This window comes from Micromonospora sp. DT178 (assembly GCF_049841695.1).
GTDB lineage: Bacteria > Actinomycetota > Actinomycetes > Mycobacteriales > Micromonosporaceae > Micromonospora.
The window spans coordinates 80,544-101,037 of the sequence record NZ_JBNCKV010000003.1 but is presented as its reverse complement, the minus strand read 5'-3'; the positions used below and the strand labels follow the sequence as shown (position 1 = coordinate 101,037).

19 protein-coding genes are annotated in these 20,494 nt (G+C 75.2%); 10 read left to right on the top strand and 9 right to left on the bottom strand.

From position 1 onward, the window contains the following. Window positions 1-20: 20 nt before the first annotated feature. The 3 genes from ACLQ22_RS07085 to ACLQ22_RS07075 form a co-directional block, all read right to left on the bottom strand. A complete protein-coding gene (locus ACLQ22_RS07085; RefSeq protein ID WP_425691550.1) occupies window positions 21-2,090 on the bottom strand; it encodes a 3-hydroxyacyl-CoA dehydrogenase NAD-binding domain-containing protein in 2,070 nt (689 codons plus the stop codon). After that, the gene (locus tag ACLQ22_RS07080; protein ID WP_416605325.1) at window positions 2,087-3,280 is read right to left on the bottom strand and encodes a thiolase family protein; all 1,194 of its coding nucleotides are present in this window, start codon (window positions 3,278-3,280) and stop codon (window positions 2,087-2,089) included. Before ACLQ22_RS07080 ends, ACLQ22_RS07085 begins: the two co-directional genes overlap by 4 nt. A gap of 155 nt (window positions 3,281-3,435) precedes the next feature. Beyond that, entirely contained in the window at window positions 3,436-4,764 is a 1,329-nt protein-coding gene (locus ACLQ22_RS07075; RefSeq protein ID WP_425691549.1) for a ribonuclease D, read from the bottom strand. A gap of 209 nt (window positions 4,765-4,973) precedes the next feature. Between ACLQ22_RS07075 and ACLQ22_RS07070 the strand changes: the two genes are divergently transcribed. Both ACLQ22_RS07070 and ACLQ22_RS07065 read left to right on the top strand, forming a co-directional pair. Continuing rightward, window positions 4,974-6,203 (top strand): S1C family serine protease, encoded by a 1,230-nt coding sequence (locus ACLQ22_RS07070; protein WP_425691548.1) that lies wholly within the window; start codon window positions 4,974-4,976, stop codon window positions 6,201-6,203. Window positions 6,204-6,277: 74 nt separating this feature from the next. Continuing rightward, window positions 6,278-7,150 (top strand): hypothetical protein, encoded by an 873-nt coding sequence (locus ACLQ22_RS07065; RefSeq protein ID WP_425691547.1) that lies wholly within the window; start codon window positions 6,278-6,280, stop codon window positions 7,148-7,150. Between the two features lie 17 nt (window positions 7,151-7,167). Here the strand turns inward: ACLQ22_RS07065 and ACLQ22_RS07060 are convergent, their stop codons facing one another. Next, on the bottom strand, window positions 7,168-7,740 hold the full coding sequence (locus ACLQ22_RS07060; protein ID WP_334605751.1) for a DUF3000 domain-containing protein: 573 nt from the start codon (window positions 7,738-7,740) through the stop codon (window positions 7,168-7,170). 182 nt (window positions 7,741-7,922) lie between these two features. On the opposite strand from ACLQ22_RS07060, the gene hemE reads away from it, so the two are divergent. From hemE to hemQ, 3 genes are read left to right on the top strand one after another with little or no spacing between them, the layout of a single operon-like run. Then, window positions 7,923-9,020 carry a uroporphyrinogen decarboxylase gene (hemE, locus tag ACLQ22_RS07055; protein ID WP_425691546.1) on the top strand — a complete coding sequence of 366 codons (1,098 nt, stop codon included), beginning with the start codon at window positions 7,923-7,925 and terminating at the stop codon, window positions 9,018-9,020. 5 nt (window positions 9,021-9,025) lie between these two features. Beyond that, complete coding sequence (gene hemG / locus ACLQ22_RS07050; RefSeq protein ID WP_425691545.1) at window positions 9,026-10,435, top strand: protoporphyrinogen oxidase; 1,410 nt, start codon at window positions 9,026-9,028, stop codon at window positions 10,433-10,435. Continuing rightward, window positions 10,432-11,133 (top strand): hydrogen peroxide-dependent heme synthase, encoded by a 702-nt coding sequence (hemQ, locus tag ACLQ22_RS07045; protein ID WP_425691544.1) that lies wholly within the window; start codon window positions 10,432-10,434, stop codon window positions 11,131-11,133. The genes hemG and hemQ overlap by 4 nt, the downstream gene beginning before the upstream one ends. 136 nt (window positions 11,134-11,269) lie before the next feature. Here the strand turns inward: hemQ and ACLQ22_RS07040 are convergent, their stop codons facing one another. The 3 genes from ACLQ22_RS07040 to ACLQ22_RS07030 form a co-directional block, all read right to left on the bottom strand. Next, the gene (locus ACLQ22_RS07040) at window positions 11,270-12,358 is read right to left on the bottom strand and encodes a lytic polysaccharide monooxygenase auxiliary activity family 9 protein (protein ID WP_425691543.1); all 1,089 of its coding nucleotides are present in this window, start codon (window positions 12,356-12,358) and stop codon (window positions 11,270-11,272) included. 110 nt (window positions 12,359-12,468) lie between these two features. Further along, the gene (locus ACLQ22_RS07035) at window positions 12,469-12,918 is read right to left on the bottom strand and encodes a GNAT family N-acetyltransferase (RefSeq protein ID WP_425691786.1); all 450 of its coding nucleotides are present in this window, start codon (window positions 12,916-12,918) and stop codon (window positions 12,469-12,471) included. An 81-nt stretch (window positions 12,919-12,999) separates the two neighbouring features. Then, window positions 13,000-13,260, bottom strand: a complete 261-nt coding sequence (locus tag ACLQ22_RS07030; RefSeq protein ID WP_425691542.1) for a Prokaryotic metallothionein — start codon at window positions 13,258-13,260, stop codon at window positions 13,000-13,002. Between the two features lie 162 nt (window positions 13,261-13,422). Between ACLQ22_RS07030 and ACLQ22_RS07025 the strand changes: the two genes are divergently transcribed. The 3 genes from ACLQ22_RS07025 (at window position 13,423) to ACLQ22_RS07015 (ending at window position 15,218) form a co-directional block, all read left to right on the top strand. After that, window positions 13,423-13,698, top strand: coding sequence for an isoamylase early set domain-containing protein (locus ACLQ22_RS07025; RefSeq protein WP_366638651.1), 276 nt, complete (start codon window positions 13,423-13,425; stop codon window positions 13,696-13,698). A gap of 120 nt (window positions 13,699-13,818) precedes the next feature. Next, window positions 13,819-14,565, top strand: a complete 747-nt coding sequence (locus ACLQ22_RS07020; protein ID WP_425691541.1) for a lytic polysaccharide monooxygenase — start codon at window positions 13,819-13,821, stop codon at window positions 14,563-14,565. Window positions 14,566-14,633: 68 nt separating this feature from the next. After that, the gene (locus tag ACLQ22_RS07015; protein WP_425691540.1) at window positions 14,634-15,218 is read left to right on the top strand and encodes a DUF305 domain-containing protein; all 585 of its coding nucleotides are present in this window, start codon (window positions 14,634-14,636) and stop codon (window positions 15,216-15,218) included. A gap of 87 nt (window positions 15,219-15,305) precedes the next feature. Here the strand turns inward: ACLQ22_RS07015 and msrB are convergent, their stop codons facing one another. Next, the gene (msrB, locus tag ACLQ22_RS07010) at window positions 15,306-15,719 is read right to left on the bottom strand and encodes a peptide-methionine (R)-S-oxide reductase MsrB (RefSeq protein ID WP_101414752.1); all 414 of its coding nucleotides are present in this window, start codon (window positions 15,717-15,719) and stop codon (window positions 15,306-15,308) included. A gap of 47 nt (window positions 15,720-15,766) precedes the next feature. On the opposite strand from msrB, the gene ligD reads away from it, so the two are divergent. Next, entirely contained in the window at window positions 15,767-16,792 is a 1,026-nt protein-coding gene (gene ligD / locus ACLQ22_RS07005) for a non-homologous end-joining DNA ligase (protein ID WP_425691539.1), read from the top strand. A 13-nt stretch (window positions 16,793-16,805) separates the two neighbouring features. On the opposite strand, the gene ACLQ22_RS07000 is transcribed toward ligD, so the two are convergent. After that, complete coding sequence (locus ACLQ22_RS07000) at window positions 16,806-17,099, bottom strand: hypothetical protein (RefSeq protein ID WP_425691538.1); 294 nt, start codon at window positions 17,097-17,099, stop codon at window positions 16,806-16,808. A gap of 171 nt (window positions 17,100-17,270) precedes the next feature. Here ACLQ22_RS07000 and ACLQ22_RS06995 point away from each other — a divergent pair, with 171 nt between their 5' ends. Continuing rightward, window positions 17,271-20,465, top strand: a complete 3,195-nt coding sequence (locus ACLQ22_RS06995; RefSeq protein ID WP_425691537.1) for an FtsX-like permease family protein — start codon at window positions 17,271-17,273, stop codon at window positions 20,463-20,465. Window positions 20,466-20,494 lie beyond the last annotated feature (29 nt).

The following is a 20,494-nucleotide window of genomic DNA, read 5'->3' as shown; positions in this document are numbered from 1 at the left end:
AACGCGGGGGGCGGTGTGGATCAGGCGGGCAGGCTGGCCACCCCGTGCGGCAGGAACCGCCGGCCGGTGACCCGCTCCGAGGTGCCGGTCCGGTCCAGGTACGGCGTGATGCCGCCCAGGTGGAACGGCCAACCGGCGCCGAGGATCATGCACAGGTCGATGTCCTGCGCCTCGGCGACGACGCCCTCGTCGAGCATGAGCCGGATCTCCTGCGCCAGCGCGTCGAGCGCGTTCTGGCGCACCTGCTCGGCGGTGAGCGGCTGGTCGCCGACCACGAGCAGCTTGGCCACCTCGTCGTTGACCTGGTCGTCGACGACGATCGGCTGACCGGAGTCGGCGATCCGCTTGAGGTTCTCGCTGACGCCGAAGCGGTCCGGGAACGCGGCGTGCAGGGTGCCGCCCACGTGGTACGCGACGGCCGGCCCGACGAGCTGGAGCAGGGCCAGCGGGCGCATCGGCAGGCCCAGCGGGTCCAGCGCGCTGTTCGCCACGTCCAGCGGGGTGCCCGCGTCGACGGCGGCGAAGACGGTGCCGAGGAAGCGGGTGAGCAGCCGGTTGACCACGAACGCCGGGGCGTCGGAGACCAGCACGGAGGACTTCTTCAGCTGCTTGCCGACGGCGAACGCGGTGGCGAGCGTGGCGTCGTCCGTCCGCTCGCCCCGGACGATCTCCAGCAGCGGCAGCACCGCGACGGGGTTGAAGAAGTGGAAGCCGACCACCCGTTCGGGGTGCTCCAGCTCCTCGGCCATCGCCGTGATCGACAGGCTGGAGGTGTTGGTCGCCAGCACCGCCTCCGGCTTGACGATCTTCTCCAGCTCGGCCCAGACCTGCTTCTTGACGGCCAGGTCCTCGAAGACGGCCTCGATGACGAAATCGGCGTCGGCGAAGACGCCCTTGTCGACCGAGCCGCTGACCAGGCCGTACAGCTTGGCGGCCGTGCCCTTGTCCATCCGGCCCTTGCTGACGGCCTTCTCGATCTGGGTGTGCACGTAGCCGACGCCCTTGTCCACCCGGGCCTGGTCCAGGTCGGTCATGACGACCGGCACCTGGAGGCGGCGGGCGAAGAGCAGGGCGAGCTGGCTGGCCATCAGGCCGGCGCCGACGATGCCCACCTTGGTGACCGGGCGGGCCAGCCCCTTGTCCGGCGCGCCGGCCGGCCGCTTGGCCCGCCGCTGCGCCAGGTCGAACGCGTAGAGGCCGCTGCGCAGCTCCTCGGAGAAGACCAGGTCGGCGAGGGCCTCGTCCTCGGCGGCGGTGCCGGTGGCGAAGTCGGCGTCCTTGGCGGTCTCCAGCAGGTCCAGCGCCTTGTACGCGGCCGGGACCGCGCCGTGCAACCGCTGGTCGAGGGTCTGCCGGGCGAAGTAGAGCACGCCCGCCCACATGTCCCTGTCGACCTCGGGCCGGGTCACGGTGACCTCGCCCCGGACGACGCCGGCGGCCCACTCCAGGGACCGCTCCAGGAAGTCCGCCGGCTCCAGCAGCACGTCCGCGATGCCCATCTCGGCGGCCTGCTTCGGCTTGAGCATCTTGTTCTGCATGAGCGGGTTCTGGATGATCACCTGGGTCGCCGCCGGGATGCCGATCAGGTTCGGCAGCAGCTGGGTGCCGCCCCAGCCGGGGACCAGGCCGAGGAAGACCTCGGGCAGCGCCAGCGCCGCCGCGCCGCCGGAGAGCGTCCGGTAGTGGCAGTGCAGCGCCAGCTCCAGGCCGCCGCCCATCGCCGCGCCGTTGACGAAGGCGAAGGTCGGGACCTCGCTGTCCTTGAGCCGGGCGAAGACCCGGTGGCCGAGCCGCCCGATCTCCAGCGCCTGCTCGCGGTCGGCGAGCTGCGGGAGGCTGGTGATGTCCGCGCCCACGCAGAAGACGTACGGCTTGCCGGTGACCGCGACGAAGGCCGGCTCGGCCGCCAGCGCGGCGGTGATCGCCTCGTCCAGGCTGGTCAGGCCGCCCGGGCCGAAGCTGTTGGGCTTGGTGTGGTCGAAGCCGTTGTCCAGGGTGATCAGGGCGGCCGGCCGGTCCAGCCCCGGTACGTTCACCTGGCGCAGCAGCGCCCTGGTGACGACCTCGTTCGGTGCGGCGAGCGCGCTCACTTGTCTCCCTCCCAGTGCGGGTTCTCCCAGATGACCGTGCCGCCCATGCCGATGCCGATGCACATGGCGGTGACGCCGTAGCGGACCTCGGGGTGCTCGGCGAACTGCCGGGCCAGCTGGGTCATCAGCCGGACGCCCGAGGAGGCGAGCGGGTGACCGATGGCGATCGCGCCGCCCCACGGGTTGACCCGCGGGTCGTCGTCGGCGATGCCGAAGTGGTCGAGGAAGGCGAGCACCTGCACGGCGAACGCCTCGTTCAGCTCGAACAGGCCGATGTCGTCGATGGTCAGGCCGGCGAGGCGCAGCGCCTTCTCGGTCGACGGGATCGGGCCGACGCCCATCACCTCGGGCTCGACGCCGACGAAGCCGAACGACACCAGCCGCATGGCTACCGGCAGGCCCAGCTCGCGGGCGACGTCCTCGGAGGCGAGCAGGCTGGCGGTGGCGCCGTCGTTCAGGCCGGCCGCGTTGCCCGCGGTGACCTTGCCGTGCGGGCGGAACGGGGTCTTCAGGGTGGCGAGCTTCTCCAGCGAGGTGTCCCGGGGGGCCTCGTCGACCGTGGCCAGGCCCCAGGCGTTCTCCTCGTCGCGGACCGCCACGGACACCAGGTCGTCCTGGAGCTTGCCGTTGGCGTACGCCTTGGCGGTCTTCTGCTGCGACGCGAGCGCGAACGCGTCGGTGCGCTCCTTGGTGATGTGCGGGACCCGGTCGTGCAGGTTCTCCGCGGTCGCGCCCATGACCAGCGCGGACGGGTCGACCAGCTTCTCGGCGACGATCCGCGGGTTGGGGTCGACGCCCTCGCCCATCGGGTGGCGGCCCATGTGCTCGACGCCGCCGGCGATGGCGACGTCGTAGGCGCCCATGGCGATGCCGCTGGCGACGGTGGTCACCGCGGTCATGGCGCCGGCGCACATCCGGTCGATCGCGAAGCCGGGGACGGTCTTGGGCAGGCCCGCCAGCAGGGCGGCGGTCCGGCCGATGGTCAGGCCCTGGTCGCCGATCTGGGTGGTGGCGGCGATGGCGACCTCCTCGACCCGCTCCGGCGGCAGCTGCGGGTTACGACGCAGCAGCTCGCGGATGCAGCGGATCACCAGGTCGTCGGCGCGGGTGTTGGCGTACATGCCACCCGCCTTGCCGAACGGGGTACGGACGCCGTCGACGAAGACGACATCCCGAACTTCACGGGGCACTTGAGCCTCCTCTTCGACCTGACCCGGCCTCGGCGCCGGCAGGCGGCACTACGGGCCGGACGAAGGTCGCCGGCACGGGCGTGTTCCTCCGGATGCTACTCGCCAGTAACCATCGCTGGCACCCGCTCCCGTGTGGCCCACCCCACACCGCCGGGTCAGGGGGCGAGGGCTGGATCGGTGAGGGCCTCCGTGAGGTCGGGCAGGAGCAGGGTGATCTGCCACTCGCGGGCGTTGAAGCCCCGGAGGGTCTCCGCGACGGCCGCCTCCGTGACCTCCTCGGGAGGGACCCAGGCCAGCCGGCGGATCGAGTCGGGGGCGATCAGGTTCTCCGGCGGCAGCTGGTGCGCGCCGGCGATGCGGACCACCACCTCCCGGCAGCGGGCCAGCCGGGCCGCCGCCACCGGATCCCGTTCCGCCCAGCGGTGCGGCGGCGGGGGACCCTCGACCGTCGGGGCGACCGGCAGCGCGTCCTCGGGCAGCTGCCGCGCGTCGTCGAGCGCGGCCAGCCAGGTGCGGGCCAGCCGGCGCACCGAGCGGCCACCGAAGCCGGGCAGGGTGAGCAGGGTCTTCTCGTCCTTCGGGTCCAGCTCCGCCGCCGCGACGATGGCCGAGTCCGGCAGCACCCGCCCCGGTGCGGCGTCCCGCCGGGCGGCGATCTGGTCCCGCGCGTACCAGAGGGAACGGACGCGGGCCTGGGCCCGCGCCCCGCGCACCCGGTGGATGCCGGAGGTGCGGCGCCACGGCTCGGCACGCGCCTTCGGCGGCCGGGCACCGGTGCGGACCAGCGCGGCGAACTCCTCCGCCGCCCACGCGGACTTGCCCTGCCGGGTCAGCTCCTCGTCGAGCGCGTCGCGCAGGTCGACCAGCATCTCCACGTCGAGCGCGGCGTAGGTCAGCCAGGACTCCGGCAGCGGGCGACTCGACCAGTCGGCCGCCGAGTGGTGCTTCTCCAGGCTGTAGCCGAGTACCTGCTCGGTCAGCGCGGCCAGGCCGACCCGCTCGAATCCGGCCAGCCGGGCGGCCAGTTCGGTGTCGAACAGCCGGCGCGGGCGCAGGCCCAGCTCGGCCAGGCAGGGCAGGTCCTGGCTGGCGGCGTGCAGCACCCACTCGGCCTCGCCGATCACCGTGTCGAGGGCGCTCAGGTCGGGCAGCGGCAGCGGGTCGATCAGCGCTGTGCCGGAACCGGCCCGGCGCAGCTGCACGAGGTAGGCCCGCTGGCTGTAGCGGTAGCCCGAGGCGCGCTCGGCGTCGAGGGCGACGGGGCCGGTGCCTGCGGCGAAGCGGGCCACGACGTCGGCCAGCTCGCCGGGCGTGGCCGCCGGCTGGGGTGTGCCCTCGCGCGGGGCGGTCAGCGGAACGGGCCCGTCGGCGGTCGGTTCGGTCCCCGCGGCCTCCGGCTCCGGTCGGGCCGACGGCGGGTGGTGCGCATCGTTTCCCGTACGGCTTTCGGCGGGCCGACGGCGCAGGGGTGGTTCGTCGGTCACCTGACAACCCTAGTGCGCGACGCGACGCGGTGGGTGAAGCCGGTCCGGTGTGTGTCGCCGGGCGACCGCCGGATGTCCTTCCGGAGGCCGGACATAGGGGAAGACAAAGCCCGTTGACGCAGGTACGGTCCATCGGGCCGTTGCGCGGGTACGGCATCATCAGGGTCCCGTGAACGGAGCGGGGCGTCTACGGGGAGGGCAAGGCGATCATGACTGCTGGCTACGGGTCGGCGGACAGGGGCCCGGCGGGACCGGGCGACGGCGGGTTCCCGCCGGGGACGGCCCGTCCCGGGCCACTGCCGCCCCGGATCGAGCCGGCCGGCTCCGCGTACCTCCCGCCGGGCGCCCCCGGGCAGCCCGCGCCCGCCCCGTCCCCCCGGCCCGCCTGGTCGCCGCCGGCGCAGCCGGGCCAGTGGGGCGCGGCCCCCGCCAAGGCCCCGGCCCCGGCCGCCGCGCCCGCCGCCGGTGGCTGGGGGCGCGGCGGCGCGCCGTCCACCGCCCCGGGCCCGTCGACGCCGCCGCCCGGTGCCACCCCTGGGCCCGGCTGGCCCCCCGCGTCCGGCTCGACGCCGCCGGGCGTCCCCGGCCAGCCGTCCGCCCACGGCCACCCGCAGGGCGCCGGCCCGGGCCAGCCGTACCCCGCCGGGCCCGCCCCGGCGACGAAGGGGCGCGGGCTCACCATCACCGCGCTCGTGCTCGCCGGCCTGCTGGCCGTTGTGACGGGCGTGCAGGCGTACCAGATCAACCGGCTCTCGAACCGGCTGGGCGACACCGACAGCAGGATGGCGGCGGCGCAGGCGGCCGACGGCACCCGGCTCGACGGCCTGGAGTCCCGGGCGGGGGCGCTGGAAAAGCAGGCCGGCGCCGCGTTCAACCCGGAGGCCGTGGCCAGCGCCGTGCTGCCCAGCGTGTTCCGGGTCCGGGCCGGCAGCTCCACCGGCACCGCGTTCGCGATCGGCAAGCCGGCCGCGGGCGGGGGCACCAACCTGTTCACCAACTACCACGTCGTGGACGCGCTCTGGCAGACCGGTGAGCGGGAGGTCTTCCTGGAGCGCACCGACCAGCGCTTCCCGGCGACCATCGTCCGTGTCGACGAGGCCAACGACGTCGCCCACCTGCGGACCAACGGCAAGTTCACCGGCCTGGTCGCCGCGCCCGCCGCCGTGAAGTCCGGGCAGCAGATCGTGGTCGTCGGCGCGCCGCTCGGCCTGGAGGACAGCGTCACCACCGGCGTGGTGAGCGCCTTCCGCGAGGCCGGCGGTGGCGAGGGCCCGGTCATCCAGTTCGACGCCCCGATCAACCCCGGCAACTCGGGCGGCCCGGTCATCAACGGCAGCAAGCAGGTCGTCGGCATCGCCACCGCCAAGGCCCGCAACGCCGAGGGGATCGGGCTCGCCGTACCGATCAAGGTCGCCTGCGACGGTTTCAAGATCTGCTGACCCCGTCAGCGCCCAACCCCCCTCGGCCCGGCGGAGCATGCCGCGCGGACCAGTACACGTGGAGGAAGAACGACATGTCCCAGCCACCGACCGGGCCGGAGGGCTACCCGCCGTACCCGCCGGCCGCGCCCGGTCAGCCGCCGTCGGGCGGCGCCCCGCACGGCACCACCTACGGCAGCCCGCGCCCGTACACGCCCGAACAGCCGGACGCCGGCCAGCAGTACTCCCCGGCGCCGCAGCAGTACAACCCGGCCCCGTCCGGCGGCTACCCCCAGTCCGCCCCGCCGGCGTCGCCCGGCTACACCCCGGGCAGCGCGTCGCCCGGCTACACCCCCGGCAGCGCGTCGCCGCACGCCGGCCAGGTCTCCGGCGGGCCGGCCTTCGGGCAGCCGATGTCCGTGCCCCCGGCCTCCGGGCCGGCCTTCGGGCAGCCGATGTCCGTGCCCCCGGCCTCCGGGCCGGCGTACGGGCAGCCGTTGTCCGCCCCGCCCGGCTCCGCCCCGCCCTTCGGCGCCCCCGCGCCGGGCGGCCCCGGCAAGAGCCACAAGGTGCTGATCCTGGCCGTCGTGGCCGGGCTGCTCTTCGTCCTGGGCGGGGTGATGACCGGCCTGTTCGTCTCGACCACCAACGAGCTGGACCGGACCGAGAAGAAGATGGCCAGCGAGGTCAGCCAGCGCGACGGCACCATCGCGGCGAACGGCAAGGAGATCGAGAAGCTCAAGACCGACCTCCAGGCGGTCCGGGACAAGCTCGGCGACACCGAGCAGGACCTCACCGGCACCCGCAACGACCGGGACGAGCAGGCCCGGCAGAAGAAGGTCATCGCCAGCTGCCTCGACAAGCTCACCACCGCGCTCGCCGCGGCGGCGAACGGCAACAAGGCGGCCTACGACAAGGCCATCCAGGGCATGGACAAGGTCTGCAACGAGGCCGAGAAGTACCTGTGAGGTGACCCGTCGCGGGGTCAGGCCGCGCCGGCGGGGCGACGCTCCGGCAGCGCGGTCACCCCGGGCGGGGGAAGCCCGGCGGTCGAGGCCAGCAGCGCGCACCAGGCCAGCAGGTGCGGGGCGAGGTCGTCGTCGACCGGCGTCCAGGAGGCGCGGATCTCGATGTCGGCGGCGGCGGGCGGCCCGGCCAGGTCACCGAACCGGGTCGACATGGTCTGGGTGATCGTGCCGCCGATCGCCCGGTGCTCCGCGTCCTGCGCCTCCAGCGCGTCGGTCAGCCACGTCCAGCCCACCCCCGGCAGCAGCGGGTCGGCGGCCAGGTCGACCTCCAGCTCCGCCGTCACGTAGGTGACCAGCCGCAGGGTGCCCTGCCACGCCTCGTGGCCGGCCGGGTCGTGCAGCAGGATCAGCCGCCCGGAGGCCACCTCCTCGCCGTCGCGCAGGACGGTGGCGGAGAGCGCGAAGGCGTACGGGGCGAGTCGCTGCGGCGCGCCGACCTCCTCCAGCACGATCTCCGACCGGGGCGCCGCGGACCGCAGCCCGGTGACCGCGCGGGCGAAGGTCTCCGGGAGCGCGATCGGGGGGGCCATGCCGGCAGCCTATGCCGCCGGCCGGCCGGCCGCCCGAGAGGCGCGCCGATGCCGGCCACGCGGCGGCCGTGCCACGGCCCCGGACGACGCTCCGCGGGCGCCCGCCTCCCGCCGGGCCGACCGGGTCACAAAAGGCGGCGCTGCCCGCTGCCGCCCGCGTCCCGCGTGGCACGATGGCCGCGATGACCACCACGACGACGGGCGCCGACGCCCGAGACGAAGACCCCCGCCGCGGCGGACCGGCCGACTCGCCCTTCGTCCGGGCCTGCCGGCGTCAGCCCGGCCCGCACACCCCCGTCTGGTTCATGCGCCAGGCCGGCCGGTCGCTGCCGGAGTACCGCGCGATCCGGGCCAACGTGGCGATGCTGGAGTCCTGCCGCCGCCCCGACCTGGTCACCGAGATCACCCTCCAGCCGGTACGCCGGCACGGGGTGGACGCCGCGATCCTGTTCAGCGACATCGTGGTGCCGGTCGCCGCCGCCGGGGTGGACCTGGACATCGTGCCCGGCACCGGCCCGGTGGTCGCCGAGCCCGTACGCACCCTGACCGACGTGGAACGCATCCGGCCGATCACCCGCGACGACGTCTCCTATGTGGACGAGGCGGTCCGGATGCTCGTCGCCGAGCTGGGCGACACCCCGCTGATCGGCTTCGCCGGCGCGCCGTTCACCCTGGCCAGCTACCTGGTCGAGGGTGGCCCGTCGCGGACCCACGCGAAGACCAAGGCGATGATGTACGGCCAGCCGGAGCTGTGGCACGCGCTCTGCGGCCGGCTGGCCGAGGTGACGCTCGCGTTCCTGCGGGTCCAGGTGGCCGCCGGGGTGTCCGCGGTGCAGCTCTTCGACTCGTGGGCCGGGGCGCTGTCGGAGGCCGACTACCGCCGCTTCGTGCTGCCGCACTCGGCGGGCGTGCTGGCCGGGCTGGCCGACGCGGGCGTGCCCCGGATCCACTTCGGGGTGGGCACCGGCGAGCTGCTCGGCGCGATGGGCGAGGCCGGCGCCGACGTGGTCGGCGTCGACTGGCGTACGCCGCTGGACGCGGCGACCCGGCGGATCGGGCCGGACCGGGCGGTGCAGGGCAACCTCGACCCGTGCGTGCTGTTCGCGCCGTGGCCGGTGATCGAGGGCGAGGTGCGGCGGATCCTGGAGCAGGGCCGAGCCGCGCCCGGGCACGTGTTCAACCTGGGGCACGGCGTGCTGCCGGAGACCGACCCCGACGTGCTGACCCGGGTGGTGGCCCTGGTGCACGAGCTGTCCGCCCAGCCGGCCGACCGGGGCTGAGCGGCATGCGGGCGCCGTGGCGGGTGGCGGTGGTCGGCGGCGGGATCGCCGGGCTGGCCGCCGCGGTCCGGTTGCGCGACCGCGCCCCCGCCGGCACCGAGATCACCGTGTACGAGCAGTCCGGCGTGCTCGGCGGCAAGCTGCGCACCGGGGAGCTGGCCGGCTCGGCGGTGGAGTTCGGCGCCGAGTCGTTCCTGATGCGCGACCCGGCCGGGGGTGAGTCCGCCGCCGTGGCCCTGGTCCGCCGGCTCGGCCTGGGCGAGCGGATCGTGCACCCCACCGTCGGGCAGGCCGCGCTCGTCGTCGACGGGGGGCTGCGCCCGATCCCCGGCGGCACGCTGGTCGGCGTACCCGGGGACCTGGAGCGGGTGGCCACGGTCGCGCGGCCGGCGGCGGACGCCGACGTCGACGCCGGCCGTCCGCTGCTCGGCGCGGACGACGACGTCTCCGTCGGCGCGCTGGTCCGGGCCCGCTTCGGCGACGAGGTGGTCGACCGGCTGGTCGACCCGATGCTCGGTGGCGTCTACGCCGGCCGGGCCGACGACCTCTCCCTGACCACCACCATGCCCGCGCTGGCCCGGGCCGCCCGGGTGGAGCACACCCTGGTGGGCGCGGTGCGCGCCGCGCAGGCCGCGGCCCCCCGCGCGCCGGGGGCGCCGGTCTTCGGCACCCTGGCCGGCGGGCTCAGCACACTGGTCGAGGCCGCGGCGGCGGCCAGCGGGGCGACGATCCGGCGCAGCGCGGCGGTGCGGGAGCTGACCCCGGCCGGTGCCGGATGGCGGCTGACCGTCGGCCCCACCCGGGATCCGGAGTCGGTCGACGTCGACGCCGTGGTGCTGGCCGTGCCGGCCCGCCCGGCGGCCCGGCTGCTCGCCGGCCCTGCCCCGCAGGCGGCCGAGGGCGTCGGCGGGCTGGACTACGCCAGCGTCGCGCTGGTCACCCTGGCGCTGCCCGAGCCGGAGCTGCCGGAGCTGTCCGGCTTCCTGGTGCCGAGCACCGAGGGGCTGCTGATCAAGGCGTCGACCTTCTTCACCACCAAGTGGGGTCACCTGGGCCGGACCGACGGGCTGGCGCTGGTCCGCGCCTCCGTGGGCCGCTACGGCGAGGAACGGCAGGTGCAGCGCACCGACGAGGACCTGGCCGCCACCGTGCACCGGGAACTGTCGGCGGTGCTCGGCGTGCCGCTGCCCGCACCGGTCGCCGGCCACGTGCAGCGCTGGGGCGGGTCACTGCCGCAGTACACCCCAGGTCACGCCGACCGGGTGTCCGCCGCGCGGGCGGCCCTGCGGGCGAGTCATCCGACGCTGGTCCTGGCCGGCGCCGGGTACGACGGGGTCGGCATCCCGGTTTGCGTCCGCTCCGGCGAGACGGCGGCCGAGGAGATCATCACAGCACTGGGAGGATCGGGGACATGACCGAGCAGACCAACGCGGCCCGGCTGCGGGAGCTCAACGACAGCATCCGCTACACGATGTGGTCGGTGTACCGGGCCACCAGCCCGCTGCCGTCGCTGCGCGAGAACGTCACCGGCGAGGTCGAGGCGCTCTTCGCGGAGCTGGCCGGCAAGGACGTGGTCGTCCGCGGCACGTACGACGTCTCGGGGCTGCGCGCCGACGCCGACCTGATGATCTGGTGGCACTCCGCCTCCAGCGACGACCTCCAGGACGCGTACCTGCGGTTCCGCCGCACCACGCTGGGCCGGGCGCTCACCCCGGTCTGGTCGCAGATGGCGCTGCACCGGCCGGCGGAGTTCAACAAGAGCCACATCCCGGCGTTCCTGGCCGGCGAGGAGGCCCGCCCGTACGTCTGCGTCTACCCGTTCGTCCGCTCCTACGAGTGGTACCTGCTGCCGGACGCCGAGCGGCGCGAGCTGCTCGCCGAGCACGGCAAGATGGCCCGCGGCTACCCGGACGTGCGGGCCAACACGGTCGCCTCGTTCGCGCTCGGCGACTACGAGTGGATGCTCGCGTTCGAGGCCGACGAGCTGCACCGCATCGTCGACCTGATGCGCGACCTGCGGGCCTCGGGCGCCCGCCGGCACGTACGGGAGGAGATCCCGTTCTACACCGGTCGTCGCCGCTCGGTCGCCGACATCGTCAACTGCCTCGTCTGACGCCCGGCCGCCCGCCCGGTGGTGGTCCCACCGGTGGGGCAGCTCGACAGCGACGTGACGGTGCCGAGGCGCGGGCCGGCCGGGGGCGCGCCCCGGAGGGAGTGGGACGCGACCCCGGCCGGGGTTCCGGTGCGGATCAGACGACGGTCGTGCAGGTGAGCGTCGGCGTGCTGTTGGTGCCGGACCACGAGCCGAGGAAGCCGAACGTGGTGCTCGCCCCGGGGGCCAGCGCCCCGTTGTGGGCCGCGTTGCGGGCGACGACCCGCGTTCCGCTGGTGGTCAGGGTCGCGTTCCACATCGATGTGACCTGCTGGCCGTCGACGTAGGTCCAGGTCACGGACCAGCCCTTGACGGCCCCGCCGCCAGCGGTCACCGTCACCTCACCCTGGAAGCCTCCACCCCACTGCCCGGTGACCCGGTAGGCGGCCGTGCAGGCCCCGGCCGGCGGCGTCGTCGGCGGCGGGGTCGTCGGGGGCGGCGGGGTCGTGGGCGGGGGAGTGGTCGGCGGCGGCGTCGTCGGCGGCGGGTTGGTCGGCCCGCCGGAGAAGTCGACGTCGCTGCACAGGTAGTACGACTGGTCCAGGTGGCTGGCCTGCCAGATGGTGTAGACGACGTGCCGCCCGGTCCGCCCCGGCGCGTTCGCCGGGATCTCGATGGACACGCCGGTGGGCTCCGGCTTCCACCCCGACGCCGGGGTGTTGCCGATCTGGCCGACCAGTTCCAGGTCGTCCCAGCCCAACGGCTCGGTGAGCGCGTCGAACCCCTGCTTCGTCACGTACACCCGGATGTAGTCCGCGCCGTGACTGGCCTGGTCGTACAGGCGGACCCGGAAGTTGCTGGAGACCGGGGCGGTCTTCCAGGCGCCGACCGTGTCGAGGGCGTTGTAGCGACCGCCCTCGGTCCGGCCACCCGAGCAGAGCTGGCCGTTCGGGATGGCGGCCTGGTGGTTGCCGGCGACGCCCTCGCGGAACAGGCCGTTCCAGTTCCACATGGCGTTGGGGTTGGCCTGCCAGGCCTGCCAGCACATCGGGTCCTCGGTGGCCATCCGGGGATTCTGGAAGTCGCTGCCCCAGCGCTGCCAGCAGCCGTAGTTGCGTGACGCCGGGTCCACCACGGAGCCGTGCGCCGACACGGGGTTGGCCAGGGCCGTGGTCAGCAGCAGCACGGCGGTCGCCGCGACGGCGAGCAGCCATGCCAGGCGGGAAGATCGAAGTTGAGTGGACATGGAGCCCCCGGGGGGAGAGGTCGGACGACGACGCCCGGACGGCCCGGGAGTTGCCCCTCCCGTGCGCGCTGCGTGGCTTCCGCGACGGCTCTGCCCGGAGGCTGCCACGTTTATCGGCTCTCGTCAATGCCTTCCCGGCGCATCGGGGTGTGCGGGATGCCGTCCTCGACGTACTCCGGACCGGCGACGGCGAAGCCGTGGCGGGCGTAGAGGCCGACCAGGTGGGACTGGGCCTCCAGCACGCAGGGGCGGTCGCCGACCAGCTCCAGCGCCGCGGCCATCAGCCGGCCCGCGTGCCCGCCGCCGCGCGCCTTCGGCGCCACCACCACCCGACCGATCCGCGCCACGCCGCCCGGGTCGGCGAGGATCCGCAGGTACGCCAGGGGCGCGCCGCCGTCGTCGAGCCAGAGGTGCCGGGTGCCGGGCTCGACGTCGCGCCCGTCGAGTTCCGGGTACGGGCACGCCTGCTCCACCACGAACACGTCGATGCGGAGCCGGAGCAGGTCATGGAAGGTGCGGGCGTCGAGGTCGGCGAACGAGGCGGTCCTCGTCACGGGGATCTGCGGCACCCCGCGATGGTAGGCCGCGCCCGTCGGCCCGCCGATCCTCGCCCCGCCGGGCGTCCGGTCCGGTGGCCGGCCTCAGGCGGGGCGGGCGCCGACCGCGTCGCGGATCTCGGCGCCCCGGGTGCCCTCCTCCGCGCGGGCGCAGTGCGCGCAGCAGAAGAAGCGGCCGGACACCTCCACCCCGTGCCCGACGATCTTGACCTCGCAGTGCTCGCAGATCGGCGCCAGCTTGTGCGCGGCGCACTCGAAGCAGTCGAAGGTGTGCACTTCGCCGCTGACGGTCCGCACCTCGAACGCCATCCAGTAGTCGTTACCGCAGACCTCGCACGTCGCCACGACAGAACCCCCCGAACGCCGACACGGTTTCCCCGAGCGTGCGGCAGCCGAACCGTGCCGGGCGGGCGGAACGGCCCGGGTCACTCCGGGGTGGCGGCGTGTCGCCCCCGGCGTGTCGGGCGTTGTACCCGGTGACCGCGCACGACCCCGGAGGAACACGACATGATCAAGCGGAACAAGCTCTTCGGCAACCAGGTACGGGTCACCTTCAGCCTGCCCCGCGACACCCCGCCCGGCGCGGTCAGCGTGGTCGGCTCCTTCAACGGCTGGGAGCCGGGGCGGCACGAACTCGTCCCGCGCCGCGACGGCACCCGGACGGTCACCGTGCGACTCGGCCCGGGGGAGTACCGCTTCCGCTATCTCGCCACCGGCGGCGTCTGGCTGGACGACGAGTCCGCCGACCGGGTGGACGAGCGGGGCAGCCTGCTGCTGCTCTGACGGTCACCCTGCGTACTCAGATCGCTCGATGTTTTTATCGACAGGAGTCTTTACTGTTAACAAGCTTTAATTTATGTTGAAGGGCACCTCACCAGGCCGAAGTCCGAAGGAGCTGCCACCATGCGCCGAAGAATCACGATCCCGCTCGTGGCGACGGGCGCCGTCGTCTCCGCACTCGCCGTCGCGGCGCCCGCCCAGGCCCACGGCTACGTCTCCGGCCCGCCGAGCCGCCAGGCGCTCTGCGCCCAGGGCCGGGTCCCCGACTGTGGGCAGATCAAGTACGAGCCGCAGAGCGTCGAGGGGCCGAAGGGGCTGCGCAGCTGCCACGCGGGGATCGCCCAGTTCGCCGTCCTGAACGACGACAGCCGGGGCTGGCCCGCCACCTCCGTCGGCAGCTCCGTCACCTTCACCTGGACCAACACCGCCCGGCACGCCACCAGCAACTGGGAGTACTTCATCGGCGGCACCCGGGTGGCCGTCTTCAACGGCGGCGGGCAGCAGCCCGGCGCCACCGTCTCGCACACGGTCGACCTGGGCGGCTATTCGGGACGGCAGAAGGTCCTCGCCGTGTGGAACATCGCGGACACCGCCAACGCGTTCTACTCCTGCGTGGACCTCCAGGTCGGCGGGGGTGGCAACCCGTCGCCCACCCCGAGCCCGACGCGGCCGGCCCCGTCGCCGACCCCGACCCCCACCGCCGCCCCGACCACCCCGCCCGCCCCGGGCGGCAGCTGGACGGCGGGCCGGGCCTACCAGGTCGGCGACCAGGTCACCTACGGCGGGCTGACGTACCGCTGCCGGCAGGCGCACACGGCGATCCCCGGCTGGGAGCCGCCGCACGTGCCGGCGCTCTGGTCGCAGGTCTGACCGGACGGGTGCGGCCCGCCTCCCGGCGTCCGCCGCACCCGTCACCCCTCCCCGGATCGGAGTACGCCATGCGACGGCTGCCCACGGTCGCCCTGCTCGCCGCCCTGCTGATCGTCCCCGGCTGCGCCGCGCAGACCACCCCGGCGTCGCCCGCCCCCGTGCCGCCGGGGCCGGCCGCGACCAGCGGGGCCGCGATGAACGGCCTGGACGTGGTCTTCCTGGCCACGCTGGCGGCACACACCGAGCAGACGCTGGAGCTGGTGCGGCTCAGCCGCGACCGGGTGACCGACCCGAAGCTGCGCACCCTCGTCGCCGCCATCGAGGTCACCGAGACCGACGAACTCGCCACCATGCGCGGCTGGCTGACGGACGCCGGACCGGCCGCCGCGGAGGCCGCCCGCCGGCACGACCACGGGCACCACGGGACCGCCGCCGAGGACATGGCACGCCTGCGGGCCGCCCCGGACGGCGAGGTCGACCGCGTCCTGCTCGACCTGCTCGCCCCGCACCAGGACGCGGCGGCCGACCTGGCCCGGGCGCACCAGACGGTCGGCGCCGACCCACGCGTACGCGACTTCGCCGGGCGCGTCGAGCGGTCGCGTACGGCCGAGGTCTCGCTGATGGCCGGCCTGGCGCCGGGCCGGCGGGCCTGACCCTCCGGGGCGCGCCGGCGTCGGCCGGGACCCGGCGAGCCGGCGCCCCGGAGGTCCACCGGCCGCCGGCGTCGGAGCCGGGGCGACTCAGGCGTCGGCGCGCGGCTCCAGCCGGATGGACACGGAGTTGACGCAGTGCCGGGTGTCCTTCGGGGTGAAACCCTCGCCCCGGAAGACGTGACCCAGGTGGCTGTCGCACCGGGCGCAGCGGATCTCGGTGCGGCTCATCCCCAGGCTGCGGTCCTCGATCTCCTTGACCGCGCCGGGGATCGCGTCGTCGAAGCTGGGCCACCCGCAGTGCGAGTCGAACTTCGTGTCGCTGGGGTAGAGCTGCGCGCCGCAGGCCCGGCAGTGGTAGGTCCCGGGCGTCTTCGTGTCGACGTACTCGCCGGTCCACGGGCGCTCGGTGCCGGCCTCCCGCAGCACCCGGAACTCCTCCGGGCTGAGCCGGACCCGCCACTCTTCCTCGGTACGGGGCAGTTCACTCTCGTCAAGACTCACCCGCCAACGGTACGCCGGACGTCGGGGGTGTGGCATATGGTCGCGCAATGGGTGGTACGAAGGCCGCGGCCGAACAGATCGAGGTGGCCGGGCGCGACGTCCGGCTGACCAGTCCCGACCGGGTGATCTTCCCGCAGCGCGGCTTCACCAAGGCCGATGTCTTCCACTACTACCTCGCGGTGGGCGACGGCATCATGCGCGCCCTGCGCGAGCGTCCCACCACGTTGCAGCGCTTCCCCGAGGGCGTCGAGGGGGAGGCGTTCTTCCAGAAGCGGGTGCCCGCGCGGGGCGTGCCGCCGTGGGTGCGGACGGCCACGATCAGCTTCCCGAGCGGGCGCAGCGCGGCCGAGCTCTGCCCGGCCGACCTGGCCCACGTGGCGTGGGCCGCCCAGATGGGCACCATCGTGTTCCACCCGTGGCCGGTGCGTGGCGCCGACGTCGACCGCCCCGACGAGCTGCGCATCGACCTCGACCCGCAGCCCGGCACCGACTTCGCCGACGCGGCCTCCGCCGCCGGCGAGCTGCGCGGGCTCCTCGACGAGCTGGGCGTCACCGGCTGGCCGAAGACCTCCGGCGGCCGTGGCGTGCACGTCTACCTGCGGATCGCGCCCCGTTGGACGTTCACCGAGGTGCGCCGGGCCACCATCGCGCTGGCCCGCGAGCTGGAGCGGCGGCGGCCGGAGCTGGTGACCACCGCCTGGTGGAAGGAGCAGCGGGGCGCCCGCGTCTTCGTCGACTACAACCAGATGGCCCGCGACCGCACGATCGCCTGCGCGTACTCGCTGCGGGCCAACGCCCGGGCCACCGTGTCCACCCCGGTGACCTGGGACGAGCTTCCCGACGTCGACCCCGACGACTTCGACCTGCGCACCGTCCCGGCCCGGCTGGCCGAGCGCGGCGACCCGCACGCCGGCATCGACGACACCGCGTGGGACATCACCCCGCTGCTGGAGTGGGCCGACCGGGACGCCACCGCCGGCCAGGGCGACATGCCCTACCCGCCGGACCACCCGAAGATGCCCGGCGAGCCGAAGCGCGTGCAGCCCTCCAAGGACCGCGACCGCCCCCGCTGACCGCCCCGCCCCGTCACCGCCGGTCGCCGTACGCCTCCACCGCCTCCTTGGCCGAGCGCAGGTCCGCGCCGGTCGCCTTCCGGTAGGCGGCGATCGCCTTGATCTTGTCGCCCCGGGCCAGGTGCCGTCCCACCTCGGGCGGCACGGGCGAGGCGTCCACCACGCCCAGGTGGTCCATCACCAGCCCGAGCCGGCGCTCGATCTCGGCGAGCCGGTACGCGGTGCGCGCCTGCTCGGCCCTGCCCGGCAACTGGGCGGCGAGCAGCGCGACGACGGCCACCATCAGGGCGGTGAGGGCGATCTCCATCCGGTGATCGAAGCACATCCGCGCCACCGCGCCCCTCCGATCGACGGGCCGGCGACCCGGCGACCGGCCGGCGCCTCCGGATAACGATCAAGTAACGGGCGCGAACCTTTCCCGGCACGTCGCCGCTCTCCCTGATCGTCGGCCCGACAGCGGGCCAGGGGAGGGCATCGGATGAAGCTGGTGTGGAGGCGGGCCCGCGAGGCGCGTGGGCTGCTGCTCGCCGCGGTGGTCGCGGCCCTGGTGGCGGTCGCGTTGGTCACCGGGCTTTCTGACTACAACCGGCGGGCCGTCGAGGCGGGCCAGCGTGCCCTGCTCAGCGGGGCGTCGTTCGAGGAGCGCAGCCTCCTGGTCAGCGGCACGGCCGGCCGGGACGCGGCCGAGTTCGCCACCCGGGACCGGGCCATCCGGGACGGGTTCGCCGCCGGCCTCGGCGGCGCGCCGGTCACCGTCGACGCCGCCCGCTACGGCGGTGGCCGCGAGCTGACCGGCGACCTCGGCACCGTCGTCCGCGACGACGACGACCCGGTCTTCGCCACCCTGGCGGCCCTCGACGACCTGCCCCGCCACGCCGAGCTGAGCAGCGGCGCCTGGCCCTCCCCGGGAGCCTCCCCGTTGCAGGTCACGCTGCCGGAGAAGGTCGCCGGCCTGCTCGGGATGACCGTCGGCGACCGGGTGCCGATGCTGGACCGCCGGTCCGACGAGGCCAGCACCGTGGTGCTCGTCGGCACGTGGCGGCCCCGCGACCCGGCCGACCCGTACTGGCGGCTGGCACCCGGGGTCGGGGCCGGCGGCGCCGCGGACGCCGGCACCTCGTACGGGCCGTTCGTGCTGGACCCGGCGGACTTCGTCGCCACCTACCCGGGCTCGGTGTCGGCGTCCTGGGTCGTCGAGCCGGACCTCGCGGCGGCGGCCGGCGCGGGCCGCCTGCCCGACGTGCGGCAGGCGCTCACCGCGGCCCTCGCCGAGGTGCCCGAGGCGGCCGGGCTGGGCTCCTCCGGCCAGACCGTCACGGCGATCGACCGCCTCCTCGACCGCGTCACCCGGGCCGACCTGGTGGGCCGTTCCTCGCTGGCCACCCCGCTGCTGCTGATCGTCGTCCTCGGCGGGTACGCGCTGGTGCTCGTCGCCGCCCTGCTGCACGAGGACCGGCGCGGCCAGACCGCCCTGCTGAGGGCCCGGGGCGCCGCACGGCGGCAACTGGCCGGCCTGGCGGCCCGGGAGGCGGCCCTGGTCGTCCTGCCCGCCGGCGTGCTGGGGCCCCTGATCGCCGGCGAGGCGCTGCGGCACGTGGGCACCGGCGGCGCCACCCCGCTGACGCTCGCCGCCGGTAACACCACGCTGGTCTGGGCCGCCGCGGCCGCCACCGCCGCCGGCTGCCTCGTCGCGATGGTCGTCCCGACGTTGCGGGGCGCCGGCACCTACGTCGCCGACATGGCGGCCCGGTCCCGGCCCACCCGCGCCGCGAGCGTCCAGCGGGCCAGCCTCGACCTGGTGCTGGTCGGCTTCGCGGTGCTGGCCTGGACCCAGCTGCGCCAGTACTCGTCGCCGGTCGCCGGGGCGGCCGGCCGGCTCGGGGTGGACCCGCTGCTGGTCGCGGCGCCGACGCTGGGCGTGCTGGCCGGCGCGGTCGTGGCGCTGCGGCTGCTGCCGCCCGCGACCCGGTTCGCCGAGCGGTTCGTCGACCGCAGACCGTGGACCGCGACCATGTTCGGCATGTGGCAGGCGGGGCGACGCCCGCACGCCGGCCCGGTGCTGCTGCTCGCCCTCGCAGTCGGCGGCAGCACCCTGGCGTGGTCGCTGGTCACCACGGGCGAGTTGTCGCAGGCCGACCAGGCCGACCACACCGTCGGCGCCGACCTGCGGGTCATCGAGCGCACCGGCTCGGCGCCCGACGGCCGGGCCGGTCAGCTCGCCGCGCTGCCCGGGGTCGGCGAGGCGCTGCCGGCCTGGCGCGACGAGATCCGCCTCGGCCGCGCCGACCTGCCGACGACGGTGGTGAGCCTCGACGCCGCGGCCGCGGCCGACGTGCTGCGACTCAACGAGAGGCTGACCGACGAGCCGGCGCCGGCACTGCTCGACCGGCTGACCCGGGCGCGCGGCGCGCCGACCGGGGTGGAACTGCCCGCCGGCACCCGCTCGGTCACCGGCACGGCACGCACCCCCGTGCGCGACGCCGTCACGCCGCACCAGATCGGCCTCTGGGTGCTGCTGACCCGGGCGGACGGGCTGGTCTTCCGGCTGCCGGCGGGCAGCACCGGCAGCGACGGCCGGCCGGCGGCGTTCACCGTCGCCGTCCCCGCGGGGGAGGGCCCCGTACGACTGTCCGGCTTCGAGGCCGACGGCGGGAGCGCGCGCGGGCGGGCGTACCGCCTGGAGGTGTCGGACCTGCGGCTGGTCGGCGCCGACGGCACGGCCCGGCCGGCGTCGCTGGACGGCGACTGGGTGGCCGTCGACGGCCAGGGCAAGCCGGTCGGCGCGCCGGTCACGGCCGCCGGCCTGAGCGTCGACTGGGAGGTCGAGTACCAGGCGGGCGGCCGGTTCGCGTTCCAGCCGCCGAGCCGGTTCGCCGTGGTGCCGGCCGGCGAGGACCGGCCGGTGCCCGCGCTGATGACCCCGGCCGTGCGCGACGCGTTGAGCCTGAAGGTCGGTGAGACGGTCGATCTCGTGCTGTCCGGCGCGACGGTGCCGGTCACGCTGGTCGGCGAGTTGGACGAGGTGCCGTCCACCGCCGGCGAGGGCGTGCTGCTGGACCTGCCGGCGGCGGCGGAGTGGCTGATCCGGGACCGGGGCGGCGTCCGACCGGTCGGGGAGTGGTGGCTGAGCACCGACGACGGCGGCCACGCCGAGGCGGCCCGCGCGGCGGCCGGCCTGACCGGAACCACGCTGCTCGACCGGCGGGAGGTGGCCGCGCGGGCCGCCGACGACCCGTACTGGCAGGGGGCCCGCACGGGGTTGCTTGCCGCCGCGCTCGGCTCGGTGCTGCTGGCCCTGGTCGGCCTGATCGTCGACGTCTGGGCGACCGCCCGGCACCGGCTGGGGGAGTTCGCCGTGCTGCACACGCTCGGCGCCAGCCCTCGGCTGCTGGCCCGGGCGCTGCTGGCCGAGCAGACCTTCCTGGCCGGGATCGGCGTCGGCGTGGGGCTGCTGCTGGGCGCCGCGGTCGGCGCGACCATGGCCCCGCTGGTCATCCTCACGCCGTCCGCGGGCCGGCCGGTGCCGGAGGCCGCCTTCGTGCTGCCCTGGCTGCCCATCGGCCTGACCGCGCTCGGCCTGCTGCTGGCGGCACTCGCCTTCAGCGCGTTCATCGCCCTCGGCATCCGGCAGCGGGTGGCCGTGGCGCAGCTGCGGATCGGGGGAGACCGGTGACCGGGAGCGTAGGGACGACCAGGAGCGGA